The sequence below is a fragment of the Pseudoruegeria sp. SHC-113 genome (assembly GCF_025376885.1).
GTDB lineage: Bacteria > Pseudomonadota > Alphaproteobacteria > Rhodobacterales > Rhodobacteraceae > Pseudoruegeria.
The window spans coordinates 2,749,506-2,762,733 of sequence record NZ_JAHUBR010000001.1 but is presented as its reverse complement, the minus strand read 5'-3'; the positions used below and the strand labels follow the sequence as shown (position 1 = coordinate 2,762,733).

Below are 13,228 nucleotides of genomic sequence, written 5' to 3'. Positions count from 1 at the left end.
TGTCAAAACTCACTTGGGTTCAGTTCAAAAAACAAATCGGCAAAGGCCGGCTTACCGGCAATTTACGATGAGACTATGACATGAATTCAAGGGCAAAGCCCATGGGGGCTTTGCATTTTTGCTTGAAAGAGTCGCGCTTGCCGCAGGCTTGGGCAGTTTTGCGCGCTACCGCGTTTCAGATGAAACTTGAATCGCTTCTTCGCTGCCTCTCCCTTCGGTCGAACGCGAAAAGCTATGCACGATGTGTCAGTTCCATCCGAAACGCTTCAGGACGAGATCTGATCGCGCAGAACGGCGGCGGTGAGCGAGATCATCAGGTAGATGCCGCCAAAGATCAGGAAGGCCAAAACCGTGTTCTCGAAGGCACGCGGATAGGTGGCCTCGTCGGGCGCGATGGGGCTGACGCCCTGCGAAATGTAGCGCACCTGTCGGTTGGCCTCCACGCGGGCGGTTTCGAGCTGTTGCAGGGCTTGTTGCAGCAGCAGCGTGCGCGTCTGCAGATCGGTTTCTGCCACGGCCAACTCGCTGCTGATGCGCGCCAGCGACAGGCTGCCGCCCTGGCCTTCGGTCAGCTGGCTGCGCAAGTTCGCGATTTCTTCCTCAAGGTTCTGGATTCGCCGTTCCAGCGGGGCCTGTTTGGCCGGGTTGGGGCGCGGGTTGGACATCAGCTCGCGCAGGTTCAGCCGCTCCTGCGTCAGCTCAAGTTCAAGCGTCGAGATCAGGTTGGTCAGCAGCGAGACTTCCACATCGCCGCTGATCACCTTGAACTGCTCCTGCAGATCGATCACGCGCCGCTGGGCCATGCGCATCTCTTCTTCGGCCTTCTCGTAGCTGGCGCGGGCGTCGCGCATCTGGTCTTCGCGCAGGCGTTGGGTCAGCTCGTCCACTTGCTGTTCGGCATAGCCCAGAAGCGCACGGGAGAACTCCGCGCTGATCTCGGGATCGGCGGCGGAGACCTGCATCTTGATGATGCCTTCCGTCGGATCGTAGCCGAGCTTCACGCGTTTTTTGTAGACTTTATAGGCATCCTCGCGCGTGGCCCCTGCGGGCAGGCGCTGGATCGCGTCGATCGAGGGCTGGCTGAAATGGGCCTTGAAGGCCAGATCCTGATCCAGCCGCAGCATCGCGTCCCGGCTTTCCAGATAGCTCTGCACGGTGATCGAATCCTGCGAGGCGGCAAAGCCCGTGCCGGCGAATAGGCTGCCCAGGGAGGTCGAGCCCTGGCCTTCGGTCTTCTGGATCACGAACTCCGATTTCGTCTCATACATCGGGGTGGCGATGTTGTAATAATAGTAGCCCGCAATCAACGTGGGCAGGCCGACGAAGAAGGCCAGCCGCGTGGCCAGCAGCCCCATCCGGCGGCGGCGGCGGCGCACGATGTCGCGCTGGATGTCGCGGATTTCGCGTTCGCGCGATTGCGCCGGGGCCAGCTCGGGGCTGGGCAGGTTGTTGCCGGGTTGCGGCACCGTTTGGGGCAGGTTCGCCGGGGGCTGGCCGCCACCGCCACCGCCCTGTTCCTGCGTCACGAGATCCAGCGCCGTGGTGCGCTGGAACGGATCGATCCCTTGGGCGCGCAGAAGGCGCACCGCGTCGAAATCGGACGTGGGGGCGAGCCCATGTTTCTGCGCCACCCGGCGGGCCATGCGCAGCTGACGCCCGGTGAGCCCTTCCTTGCGGATCGCCATGATTTCCTGCTCGGTGTTCACTTCGCGCGCCGAGCTCACTTCGCCGGATTGGGCCTGTGGCTGGGCCCCGGCATTGGCCTGTGCTTGGGCCTGAGGCTGCCCGCCTGCCTGCGGCGCATCCGGTTTGGGCGCCGCCGTCTGGGAGTTGGCGGGCGTGGGCTGGGCGGCGCTGGCCTGCGGGGCCGGGCGGCGGATGCGGAATTTCTTCGCTTTAGGCTTGGTAGTCATAGAGCCGCTTCGCTTCTTCCAGAGTGTCGAACATGTGGAACTGGCCATTGCGCAGCACCGCGGCCGATCGGCAGTATTGCTCGAGCGTTTCGGGGGAGTGGGAGACGACCACGATCGTGGTGTTGCGCAGCCGCTCGCGCAGGATGCTCCCGGCCTTTCGGTTGAATTCCACATCCGTGGTGGCGGGCATGCCCTCGTCGATCAGGTACATGTCAAATTCTAGTGCCAGCAGCAGCGCGAAGGAAAACCGCGCCTTCATGCCCGAGGAATAGGTGCCCACCGGCATATCGAAATATTCTTCCAGCCCGCAGAGCCAGCGGCAGAAGGCCTCCACGTAGTCGGGATCCAGATCGTAGAGCTGGGCGATGTAGCGCGAGTTTTCCACCGCCGAGAGCCGGTTGGAGACGCCCCCCATGAACCCCAGCGGGAAGGATATGCGGCAGCCGCGCCGGATCTCGCCGCTGTCAGGCTTTTCCAGCCCGGCCATCATGTTGATCAGCGTCGTCTTGCCCGTGCCGTTGGGGGCAAGGATGCCCAGCGAGCGCCCCAGCTCCACGCGGAAAGAGACATCATCAAGGATCACCTTGTGCTGTTCCCCGGTCCAGAAGGACTTGCTGACATTATCGAATTCGAGCATCCCGATGCCTTGATCTCGCCTGTGCTGGCCAGGTGCTTGAAACAAACACTTCTTAACGGGCCTTTTAGCCTGCCATTTTGCGCATATTATGGCCGATGCCGAGGGCAAAGGACAGTCAAATGCCGCAGCCGGAAGGCAAATTCCCGTGGCTAGGCGTCATCCTAGCGGGGGATAATGTCCAAAAAGGGGAAACGATGTGGCGAAAATCCCCGCCCTTTAGAGGTGTTGTTTCTGAACCCTGAACAGTCGCCCCGCCCCGATGGCGATCATGGCCGCACCGAAGCTGAAGAGCGCGCCCATCTTGGCGGCGTCCTGCACCGCGCCTGCGGGGAAGGCCACGGAGGCGATGAACAGCGCCACGGTGAAGCCGATGGCGGCCACGCAGCCGATCACGAAAAGATCCACCGTGCGCATGCCCGCCGGCAAGCCCAGCCCGAACGGCTTGGCGGCCAGCCAGCCAAAGAGCAGCACGCCGAAGGGTTTGCCGATCAGCAGGCCCGAGAGCACGAGCCACGTCGGCGCGCTGATGGCGGAAAACTCCACGCCCGCGTTGAGCAGGCCGAAGAAGAAAAGGATGATCTCCACCGGGTGTTTCAGCATGTGCTCGATGTCGTTGAGCAGATCGTGCAGGTGGGTTTCGGCCTCCGAGAAAATGCCGAAGGCGCGGTCGGCGTGGGGGATGGCGGGCACCACCGGCAGAAGCCCGAGCGAGGGGTGCAGCCCGGCCTGCTGGAAGCCGTACCAGCTGAGCACCCCGGCCACGGCATAGGGCCAGTACGAAAGCAGCTTGCGCACGCGGGTGGAATGGCTGCGCAGCTGATCACCCCGATCCATCCGGCGCGGCAGCCAGTTGAACAGCAGGAACACCGCGACAGAGGCCCCGAGCGAAAGCAGCAGCCATTGCGGCGCGAGATCGCCCGTCGGGTAGAAGACGGCGAGGATGATCAGCCCGGCAGCGTCATCGGCAATGGCCAGCAGCAGCAGGAAGCGCACCGCAGGATGGCCCGCGCCAAACACCAGCCGCCCCACGAGGTAGGAGAAGGCGATGTCGGTCGCCGTGGGGATCGCCCAGCCCCGGCTCACCGCGCTCAAGGTATCGGAGCCAAGGAAAGTGGCGATACCGAGGTAGACGGCAATCGGGCCAAACATCCCGCCTGCCGTGGCAAAAAGCGGTGTGGCGGCCTTCTTGCCGCGCAGCGAGCCGTTGCGCAGGATGATCGCCTCCCAGACCTCCTTCGCGGCGATGGCGAAGAAGAAGGCCATCAGCACATCGTTCACCAGATAGTGCAGCGTCAGGGTGCGGTGGACATGGCCATGATCGTCGGTATGGGCGTGGCCGATGAAGAAATCGTCAATCAGCACGAACTCCACGAAGGCATGGTAGCTGTGGGCGTCGATATTGGCCCAGATCAGGGCGAACAATGCGCCGAGGATCAGGAGCAGCGAGTAGTTGGTGACGAAATTCCAGACCCTGTACATGCTGCCCATCCCGTGCGGAGTGTTCCGCTTGTTCTCTTCCCGAAACTCAGCATGATCCGAGTTTTCGGTTTGGGCAACAGTTTGCACCGCCGGCACGGCGCGCGGCGGTGCATTTGCGGCGGTTGGCCGTGTCAGGCGATGGCGGCCCAGCCGATCCCGGCCAGCATGGCGCCCACCATGGCGATGCCGAGGTAGGCGAAGAATACGCGCGGTTTCACCAGCGCCCAGACGGCGATGGCCGCAGGGATACAGCTGACGCCGCCCGCGATCACGAAGCTCATGGCCGCCCCATTGCTCATCCCTTGCGCCAGAAGCGCGTCCACCAGCGGCACGGCAGCATAGCCGTTGAGGTAGGCGGGAGCCCCCACGAGCGCGCCGAGCAGGATCGGCTGCAGCCCGCTACCGCCCAGCACCGTGGCGATCATCTCTGCGGGCACATAGTGCAGCATGAGCGCTTCGATCATATAGGCCAGCAGCAGCCACTTCCCGAGGAAGAGCGCGTTCTCAAAGGCGGTGTCGCGGAAGGTGGCACGGCGGGCGGGCTCATTCCAGAAGGCCCAGTGCGGCTTGCCGGTGAAAGGGTTCGTGCCGCAGCCGCAGCCCTGTTTCACCGGTTGCTGGCGCAGCGGATCGGCAAAGACGGGGCTTTGGGCGAAGGCCATCACGGTGAAGCCGCCCATCAGGCCAAGGCCTACGGCGGAACCCGTTTTGGCGAGCGCGAAGTCAAAGCCCAGCGTGCCGGAGGTGATCAGGAACATGGCCGGATCCATCAGCGGCGAGGCCAGCCAGAAGGCCATGACCGCCGAAAGCGGCGCGCCCACGGCCAGCAGGGCGGCGATGAAGGGGATCACCTCGCAGGAGCAGAAGGGCGAAAGCCCTCCAAGCAGCGCGGCCAAGAAGATCATCCGCACCTCGCGGCCCTCGAAAGCCTTGGCCAGCAGCGCCTCCGCGCCGGTGGCTTTCAGGTAGGCCACGGCCAGCACGGCGAAACCGATGAAGATGCCGGTATGGCCAAGCGCCTCCACCGCGAAGCGGATCGTCGGGCCGACCTGTTCCCGGTCGAGCACCGCGAGGACCAGCGGGATCAGCACGATCGCGAGCCAGGCTTTGTCGGTACGGCGCAGCGCTTCGAGCGGGGAGCGGGGCGGGTGGGGCAGGTCAGTCATGGGCGTGGGCCTCGTGAGGGGTGGCGCAATCGGCGCAGCATTCAGACAGCAGGAATTGGGAGAGCGCGCGCATCTCGTCATAGGCGGCGGCGACGCAGATGATGGAGCGGCCCTGTTTGGACTGGCTCACCAGCCCGGCCTGCGCGAGGATCTTCATGTGATGGGTCAGCGTGGAGCCGGTGACGCCGCAGCGTGCGCCCAGATCGCCGATGGAAAGGCCGTCCGGCCCGGCGCGCACCAGCGTGCGCAGCACCGCTAGGCGCTGCTCGGAGCCGAGCGCGGCAAAGGTCGAGGCCGCGATTTCCAGCGGAAGCGTGCCAGAGGAGGCGGGGAAGGGGGATTCGTTGCTCATTGTTTTATATTTCTAGAAATATCGAAATAAAGCAAGCGTCATCGCTGTGGGCTCGATTTTCTTTGCGGCACGTGGCGGCTCTGGCTACCTCTGGGCCATGCAGGATACCCCGCTTGACGCCGAAATCCGCGCCTGCCGCCTCTGTGCGGACCGTTTCGCGGCAACCCACACCGCCCATACGCCGCGCCCTGTGGCGTGGTTCACGCCGGGTGGCACGGCGCGCATTCTCGTGGCCGGGCAGGCACCGGGGCTGCGGGTGCATGAATCGGGCCGCCCCTTCACCGATGCCAGCGGTGATCGCCTGCGCGAGTGGATGGGGGTGGATAAGGCGGAGTTCTACGATCTCACACGCATCGCCGTGGTGCCCATGGCCTTTTGCTTTCCCGGCTACGACGCGGCGGGCAGCGATCTGCCGCCGCCGCCCCTCTGCCGCGCCACATGGCATGATCGGGTTATGGCAAGCCTTCCGAATGTCCGGCTGAAGATCCTTGTCGGCGCGCACGCGCATCGGTTTCATCTGGGCGGCAGCGCCAGCGTTTCGGCGCGGGTGGCGGCCTGGCAGGACCACGCGCCGCAGGCCTTCGCCTTGCCGCATCCCTCGTGGCGCAATACAGGGTGGCTCAAGAAAAACCCGTGGTTCGAGGCCGAGGTTCTGCCGGCCTTGCGCGCAACCGTCAGGAGCCTGCTGGATGACCCCGCTTGATACCGCCCATGCCGCCATGCAGGCCGCGCCCGAGGATGATGCCGCGCGGCTGCGCTTCTACGAGCGGTTGGCCGATGGCGAGCTTTACCTGCTGCTGGAAGCCGAGGCCGAAGGCGAGCAGATCACCCCGCGCCTCTTTGAAACCGATCAGGGGGCTTTCGTCGTTGTTTTCGACCGCGAAGAGAGGCTGGCGGAATTCGCAGGCGGTGTCGCGCCTTTCGCCGCGCTCTCGGGCCGGCTGATCTGCGGGATGCTCGCCGGGCAGGGCTATGGGTTGGGGGTGAACCTTGGTGTTGCCCCGTCAGAGATCCTGATCCCGGCATCGGCGGTGGACTGGTTGCAGGCCACGCTCGCGCAGGCCCCGCAAGAGCTTCAAGCCCGCCCGGAAGAGGTCCGCGCGCCGGGGGCTTTGCCGGAAGCGCTGCTGACGGGGCTGGACGCGAAACTCGCCACCGCCACGGGGCTTGCGCGCTTCGCTTATCTGGCGGCAGTCACCTATGAGGGCGGCGGGCAGGGGCATCTGCTGGCCTTCGTCGATCCGGTGCCGGGGGCGGAAGATCCGCTCGCCCGCGCCGTGGCCGAGGCGCTCACCTTCTCCGGCATCGAGGCCGGAGGGCTGGACGTGGCCTTCTTCCGCGCCTCAGATCCGATCTGCGCCAAGCTCGCCCGCGTGGGCCTGCGGTTTGATCTGCCGGAGCTGCCCAAGGAGTCTGTGAAAACGCCGGGGGCTGCGCCGGGGATGGATCCGGACAAGCCGCCGCGTTTGACGTAGCGAGCCGGACCGGCGGAGGACCGTGGGCTGCCGCTGTTCGGCCTGTGCTGGGCCCTTTATCGTGCCAAATCCGCAGAAGCTTCGAATGTAGCGCTTGCCCTGCCAAAGCGGCAGACCGCCGGGACGGTCCGCCGCTGGCCCGGCGGCCTGCGGCCTTGTTCCGGGCCTTCAATACCCGGCGCTGCGATCCACCACGTAGAGGAACGGCTCGCCCGCCTCGCCGCGTCGGATGTTCTCGGCGATCACCTCCGAGGCCGTCTCGGCGCGGGTTTCCGAGGCGATATGCGGCGTGACCGTCACCTTGGGGTGCGCCCAATAGGGATCATCGGCGGGCAGGGGCTCCACCCGGAAGACATCGAGCGTGGCATGGGCGATCTGGCCGCTGTCGAGCGCCGCCAGAAGGGCTGCATCCTCGATCAGAGGCCCGCGCCCGGGATTGAGCAGGAAAGCGCCGCGCGGCATCAGCGCGAGTGTTTCGGCGTTGAGCAGATTCTCCGTCGCCGGGGTCTGGGGCAGCAACAGCACGCAGATCTCGGCCTGCGTAAGCGCCGCCTTCAACCCTTCCGTGCCTGACAGGCAGGTGACGCCCGGCACGTCCTTTGCGCGGCGGCTCCAGCCAATCACCTGAAAGTTCAGCGCCGCAAGCGCCTGCGCGCAGGCCGTGCCAAGCTCGCCCAGCCCGAGCAGCACCACCCTGCGGTTGCGCGCCAGCGGCGGCACCACGGGCTCCCAGACCGGGCGCTGATCGATGATCTGGCGATCCATCCCCAGATGGTAGCGCAGTACATGGCCGGTGACCCATTCCACCATGCCCTCCTGCAAGCCCGCATCCACCATACGCGTGAGCGGCTGGGTGAGCGTCGGGTTGCCGACGATCTTCTCCACCCCGGCCCAGAGGTTCAGCACGGCCTTGGCGTTCACGAAGGGCGCAAAATCGCTGACCGTGCCGTTGGGTGCATGGACAAGATAGTCCACCGCCGCCGGATTGCTCTGGTCCCGGTGCAAGTTCACCTTGAGCCCCTTAGCGGCAAAGGCGGCGGGCAGGGCCTCGGCATAGGCGGGCCAGCGCTCGTCACCGGCGGAGAAAAGCACGTTGATCATCGCGCGAAGAGCCCGGCGCTCGCGGCGAAGCCCTTGATCTCGATCGGATTGCCGGAAGGATCGCGGAAGAACATGGTGCTCTGCTCGCCCGGCTCGCCTGCAAAGCGCGTGACCGGGGCCAGTTCAAAGGCCACGCCCGCCTTGGTGAGTTTTTCGGCCAGCGCGTCCCACGCGGGCTTGTCCAGCACCACGCCGAAATGCGGTATCGCCACGAGGTGCTCGCCCACATGACCGGTGTTGGCGGTGGCGAAGGGCTGGCCCAGATGCAGCGAGAGCTGGTGCCCGAAGAAATCGAAATCCACCCATGTCTCGGTGCTGCGCCCCTCTTCGCAGCCCAGCAGGCCGCCATAGAAGGCGCGGGCCTCGTCCAGATCGGTGACGTTGCAAGCAAAGTGGAATACGGACATCGGCAGGGCTCCTTGGCTTGAGGTGCCCCACGCTTAGCAAGGGGGGCGTGCCTTGCCCAGCCCTGCCTCCCGGCTCCGGCGAAATGTGGCTCAACTTAGGTTGATTGTGTTGACTGAGGCGCTTGCAGCCTCATCGCGGCCGGTGCACATGGGCGCTTTGCACAAGCCCGAAAGCCGCCAGCAGTACCAGCATCGCCGAGCCGCCATAAGACACCAGCGGCAGCGGCACGCCCACCACGGGCGCAAGCCCCATCACCATGGACATATTCACCGCGAAGAAGAGGAAGAAGGTCGTCGCGATGCCAAGTGTCAGCAGGGAGGCGAAGCGATCCCGGTTGGAGATCGCGGAGGCCACGCAGAACAGCAGGATCAGCGTGTAGAGCACCAGAAGCGTCACTCCGCCGACAAAGCCAAATTCCTCGGCCAGCGTGGTGAAGATGAAATCGGTGTGTTTCTCGGGCAGGAAGTTCAGCCGGCTTTGCGTGCCTTGCATGAAGCCGCGCCCCGTCCAGCCGCCTGATCCCAGCGCAATCTTGGATTGAGTGATGTGATAGCCCGCGCCCAGAGGGTCGCTTGAGGGATCGAGGAAGGTGTCGATCCGGCGGTACTGGTAATCCTTCAGAAGCTGGTAGGGCGTGCCGCGGAACTGGAACACGGCTGTCACGATGCCCACCACGAGGGCCAGCACCGCGCCGAAGTAGTACCAGCTGACACCGGCCAGGAACATCACCGTTGCCCCGCCGACGAGCAGCAGCACGGAGGTGCCGAGATCCGGCTGGCGCAGTACCAGCGCGGTGGGCAGCAGGATCAGCACCACAGGGATCGCCACGTAGAGCGGGCGGGAGACCTTCTTGATGTCGAGCCAGTCGTAATAGGCGGCCAGCAGCATCACCAGCGTGATCTTCATCAGCTCAGACGGCTGTAGCCGCATGAAGCCAAGATTGATCCAGCGCTGGGCCCCCATGCCGACGGAGCCAAAGAACTCCACGTACAAGAGCAGCAAGACCGACAGGCCGTAAGCCAGCCCCGCCATGTTGCGCCAGAACCAGATCGGCACCATGGCGATGAAGAACATCACCGCCAACCCAAGCCCGAAGCGCTTCATCTGAGGCTCCGCCCAGACCGAAAGCGTGCCGCCCGCCACCGAGTAGAGCATCAGGAAGCCCACCGAGCAGACCGCCGCCAACAAGAGCACCACGGGCCAGTTCAGGTAGAGCACCTTCTTCAGGCCCGTGGGCACCGTTTTGACGTTATACTCAAGATAGCTCATGCGCGGGTCTGGCCCTCGCCGAAGCTGTCGAAATCGCGCAGCTCCATCTTGTCCTGCTGGCTCTCGATACGGCCGCGATCCTTTTCGGGGTAGGCCGACAGCGGTGGCGTGCCGCCGTAGAGCGCCTGCAGAACGATGTCGCGCGCCACCGGGGCCGCCGCCGTGGAGCCGCCGCCGCCGTGTTCGACGACCACGCTCACAGCGATGCGCGGATCATCGTAGGGCGCATAGCTCACATAGAGCGCATGGTCGCGCCGCTCCCACGGCAGATCGGCGTTGGAGACAACGCCGCGCGCGCGCTCGGCGGCGGTAATGTTGCGCACTTGGCTGGTGCCCGTCTTGCCGGCCATGCGGAAGGCATCCTCGACGATGCGCATCGAATAGGCGGTGCCCCGGCGGCTGTTGGAGACGTTGTACATCCCCTCCTGCACCTCGCGCAGGAAGGCCTTGTTAAAGCCCAGATCCGCGCCGCCCAGCACGGGCTGCTCAACGTCGTTCACCGATTTGATCAGGCGCGGCACCACCTCTTTGCCGGTGGCCAGCCGCGCTGTCATCACCGCCAGTTGCAGCGGCGAGGCCAGCACGAAGCCTTGCCCGATGGAGGCGTTGAGCGTGTCGCCCTTGAGCCAGGACTGCCCCCGGACCTCCTGCTTCCACGCGCGGGTGGGGATCAGCCCCTCCGCCACCGCCGACATCTCCACATCGAAGCGCTCGCCCAGCCCCAGCTTGCGCGCCATCTCGGCGATCTTGTCGACGCCGATGCGCAGGGACAGATCGTAGTAGTAAACATCGCAGGATTGTTCGAGCGAGGCGTTGAGGTTCACATGGCCATGGCCGCCGCGCTTCCAGCAGTGGAAGCGGCGATCTCCCAGCTCCATGTAGCCCGGGCAATAGACGGTGTCCTGCGCCGTCACCGCCCCGGCTTCCAGCGCGGCAAGCGCCACCACCATCTTGAAGGTGGAGCCTGGCGGATAGGTGCCCTGCACGGATTTGTTGGCCAGCGGGCGGTACTTGTTCCCGGTCAGCTCCGAGTAGTCCTTCACAGAGATCCCGCGCACGAACTTGTTGGGGTCAAAGCTCGGCGTGGAGCCCGCCGCGAGGATGTCGCCGGTGCGGGTGTCGAGCACCACGGCCGTGGCGCTTTCCTCGCCCAGTCTGGCCTGCACGTAGTTCTGCAGCTTGCTGTCGATGGTCAGGCGCAGGTTCTCGCCCGGATCGCCCTCGCGGCGGCCCAACTCGCGCATCACGCGGCCTACGGCATTGACCTCGATCTGCTTCGCGCCTGCGCTGCCGCGCAGGGCCTTCTCCATCTTGGTTTCGATGCCCGTCTTGCCGATCTGGAATTTCGGGATCTGAAGAAGCGGATCCTGATCGTCGATCTTGCTCAGGTCGTAATCGGAAACCGGGCCCACGTAACCCACGATATGAGCGTAATCGCCATACTGCGGGTAATAGCGCGACAGCCCGACTTCCGGCGTGATCCCCGGCAGGGCGGGGCTGTTGACGGCGACGCGGGACAGCTCGTCCCAGCTGATGCGGTCGGTGACCGTCACCGGCACGAAGGGGCTGCGGCGCTTGATCTCCTTGCGGGCGCGCTCCAGATCGGCCGGTTCCAGATAGACAAGCTGCTGCAGCCGCGCGATCACCTCGTCCACGTCGCCGGCATCCTCGCGGACCATGACGATGCGGTAGTTCTGGGTGTTGTCGGCCACGGTGATGCCGTTGCGATCATGGATCAGCCCGCGCGGCGGCGGCAGCAGGCGGATGTTGATGCGGTTTTCCTCGGCCAGAAGGCGGTACTGGTCGGCCTCCTTCACCTGAAGCTGGCGCATCCGCATGCCGAGCACGCCGATGAAGGCCAGCTGGATGCCGCCCACCAGCAGGCCGCGCCGCGAGATCCGGCGCGTGCTTTCGGCGGTGTCCTTGGGGGAGCGCTTCATACCAGCCTGCCTTTCGAATCCACGTCGCCGCGCGCCAGTTTGCGGATGCCCAGAAGATGGGTGCTGGCCAGCACGGCCAACGGATAGGCCGCAATGGTGGTGAGCGCCTGGATGAAGGTCAAGCCAAGGCGGGGGGTGGGCACGAAGAGACCGGCAAGAACCAGCCGTTCGGCCAGCGCGAGCCCCAGCACCACCGCCGCAACCAGCGCCCATTCCACCAGAAAGGGCAGATCTCGGTTCAGCACCATCCGGCTGCGCAGAAACTCAGCCCCGATCAGCACCAGCGCCGCATGCAGCCCCGGCGGGCGCTGCAACAGAAGGTCCGCCGTGAGGGCGACCCCGGCGATCAGCAGGGCGGGCACGTAGTCGGGCCGCCGCAGCACCCAGGCAAAGGTCAGGCCCACGAGGAAATCCGGCGCCGCCCAGCCGCGCGGGACGGTCTGCAGCGGCACAAGCTGCAGGAAAAGGATCAGCGTGGCCAGCCCGACATAGAGCAGCCGGTAGGCCAGACGGCTCGACAGGATCGGATCAACCATTCTCGGCCGCCTCACCCGCGCCCGCTTCGGCGCTGCCTTCCGCGGCCTCCGCAGGTGTTGCCGGGCCCGTCGGCGGGAAGGCCGGGGCCAGCAGGTGGCCGGGGTCGGTCAGCGGCTCCACCACCCGGCTGCGCAGTACGCGCAGGAATTCGAGCCGCTCGTAGTCGGCGGCCAGCCGCACCCGCAGGCGGCGGTCGGAGCCTTGCGCCACATGGCCCACAAGGAGGCCTGCCGGGAACACCCCGCCGTCGCCCGAAGACACAACCCGGTCACCGGGGCGCACCAGCTCGGGGCTTTCGATGAAATCGATCGGGGGCAGGGCGGTGTTGTCGCCTGCCAGCATCGCCTTCTGGCCCGAGGGCTGGATCGTCACCGGGATACGGCTGTTGGAATCGGTGAGCAGGATCACCCGCGCCGTGGAGCGCCCGACGCCCGAGACCCGGCCCACAAGGCCGATGCCGTCCATCGTCGCCCAGCCGTCCTGAATGCCGTCGCGCTCGCCCACGTTCACCAGCACCGACTGCCGGAAGGGGCTGCCCGAATCCGCCAACACCACGCCGGTGACGAAGGTTAGCTTCGGGTCGAGCCGCACGTTGTTGAGATCCAGCAGCTTGGCGTTCTTCTGCTCCAGCTGCAGCGCGGCCTCTTTCCAGGCCTTCATCTGTTGCAACTCGCGCTTGAGCTCCTGGTTCTGTTCGTAGATCCGCTGATAGGACTGGAAATCGTTGAACACATTGCCCACGAAAGTGAACGGGGCCAGCGCCCAGTCGAAGCTCGGCACGATCTGGTCGGTGATCTGGGCGCGGAAACGCTCCACCCGCGGGCTGTCGATCCGCCAGACAAGGAAGATCCCGAGCAGCAGCAACAGCAGAACCCCGATCAGGATGCGCCGGATCGGGTTGAAGTATTCCGTGTTGGTGTTCCGCTCGTATGCCACCGTCTCTCCCGGGGG

The 13,228-nt window shown here is 65.4% G+C and carries 13 protein-coding genes; 2 read left to right on the top strand and 11 right to left on the bottom strand.

Annotated elements, in window-relative coordinates; all coding sequences use genetic code 11:
• Positions 1 to 266: 266 nt before the first annotated feature.
• From KVX96_RS13545 to KVX96_RS13525, 5 genes are all read right to left on the bottom strand, one after another.
• A complete protein-coding gene (locus KVX96_RS13545) occupies positions 267 to 1,913 on the bottom strand; it encodes a capsule biosynthesis protein (protein WP_261195050.1) in 1,647 nt (548 codons plus the stop codon).
• The gene (locus KVX96_RS13540; protein WP_261195049.1) at positions 1,897 to 2,550 is read right to left on the bottom strand and encodes an ABC transporter ATP-binding protein; all 654 of its coding nucleotides are present in this window, start codon (positions 2,548 to 2,550) and stop codon (positions 1,897 to 1,899) included. Before KVX96_RS13540 ends, KVX96_RS13545 begins: the two co-directional genes overlap by 17 nt.
• Positions 2,551 to 2,766: 216 nt before the next feature.
• On the bottom strand, positions 2,767 to 4,029 hold the full coding sequence (locus tag KVX96_RS13535) for a Na+/H+ antiporter NhaA (RefSeq protein ID WP_261195048.1): 1,263 nt from the start codon (positions 4,027 to 4,029) through the stop codon (positions 2,767 to 2,769).
• Positions 4,030 to 4,160: 131 nt separating this feature from the next.
• Entirely contained in the window at positions 4,161 to 5,195 is a 1,035-nt protein-coding gene (locus tag KVX96_RS13530; protein ID WP_261195047.1) for a permease, read from the bottom strand.
• Complete coding sequence (locus tag KVX96_RS13525; RefSeq protein WP_261195046.1) at positions 5,188 to 5,547, bottom strand: ArsR/SmtB family transcription factor; 360 nt, start codon at positions 5,545 to 5,547, stop codon at positions 5,188 to 5,190. Before KVX96_RS13525 ends, KVX96_RS13530 begins: the two co-directional genes overlap by 8 nt.
• Positions 5,548 to 5,644: 97 nt before the next feature.
• Between KVX96_RS13525 and KVX96_RS13520 the strand changes: the two genes are divergently transcribed.
• Positions 5,645 to 6,250, top strand: a complete 606-nt coding sequence (locus KVX96_RS13520; protein ID WP_261195045.1) for a uracil-DNA glycosylase family protein — start codon at positions 5,645 to 5,647, stop codon at positions 6,248 to 6,250.
• Entirely contained in the window at positions 6,237 to 7,022 is a 786-nt protein-coding gene (locus KVX96_RS13515; RefSeq protein WP_261195044.1) for an SseB family protein, read from the top strand. Before KVX96_RS13520 ends, KVX96_RS13515 begins: the two co-directional genes overlap by 14 nt.
• Positions 7,023 to 7,190: 168 nt before the next feature.
• Here the strand turns inward: KVX96_RS13515 and KVX96_RS13510 are convergent, their stop codons facing one another.
• The 6 genes from KVX96_RS13510 to mreC form a co-directional block, all read right to left on the bottom strand.
• The gene (locus KVX96_RS13510) at positions 7,191 to 8,123 is read right to left on the bottom strand and encodes a 2-hydroxyacid dehydrogenase (RefSeq protein ID WP_261195042.1); all 933 of its coding nucleotides are present in this window, start codon (positions 8,121 to 8,123) and stop codon (positions 7,191 to 7,193) included.
• Complete coding sequence (locus tag KVX96_RS13505; RefSeq protein WP_261195041.1) at positions 8,120 to 8,530, bottom strand: VOC family protein; 411 nt, start codon at positions 8,528 to 8,530, stop codon at positions 8,120 to 8,122. Before KVX96_RS13505 ends, KVX96_RS13510 begins: the two co-directional genes overlap by 4 nt.
• 130 nt (positions 8,531 to 8,660) lie before the next feature.
• A complete protein-coding gene (rodA, locus tag KVX96_RS13500; protein ID WP_261195040.1) occupies positions 8,661 to 9,800 on the bottom strand; it encodes a rod shape-determining protein RodA in 1,140 nt (379 codons plus the stop codon).
• Positions 9,797 to 11,740 carry a penicillin-binding protein 2 gene (mrdA, locus tag KVX96_RS13495; RefSeq protein WP_261195039.1) on the bottom strand — a complete coding sequence of 648 codons (1,944 nt, stop codon included), beginning with the start codon at positions 11,738 to 11,740 and terminating at the stop codon, positions 9,797 to 9,799. Before mrdA ends, rodA begins: the two co-directional genes overlap by 4 nt.
• Positions 11,737 to 12,276, bottom strand: a complete 540-nt coding sequence (locus KVX96_RS13490) for a rod shape-determining protein MreD (RefSeq protein ID WP_261195038.1) — start codon at positions 12,274 to 12,276, stop codon at positions 11,737 to 11,739. Before KVX96_RS13490 ends, mrdA begins: the two co-directional genes overlap by 4 nt.
• Positions 12,269 to 13,213, bottom strand: a complete 945-nt coding sequence (gene mreC, locus KVX96_RS13485) for a rod shape-determining protein MreC (protein WP_261195037.1) — start codon at positions 13,211 to 13,213, stop codon at positions 12,269 to 12,271. Before mreC ends, KVX96_RS13490 begins: the two co-directional genes overlap by 8 nt.
• Positions 13,214 to 13,228 lie beyond the last annotated feature (15 nt).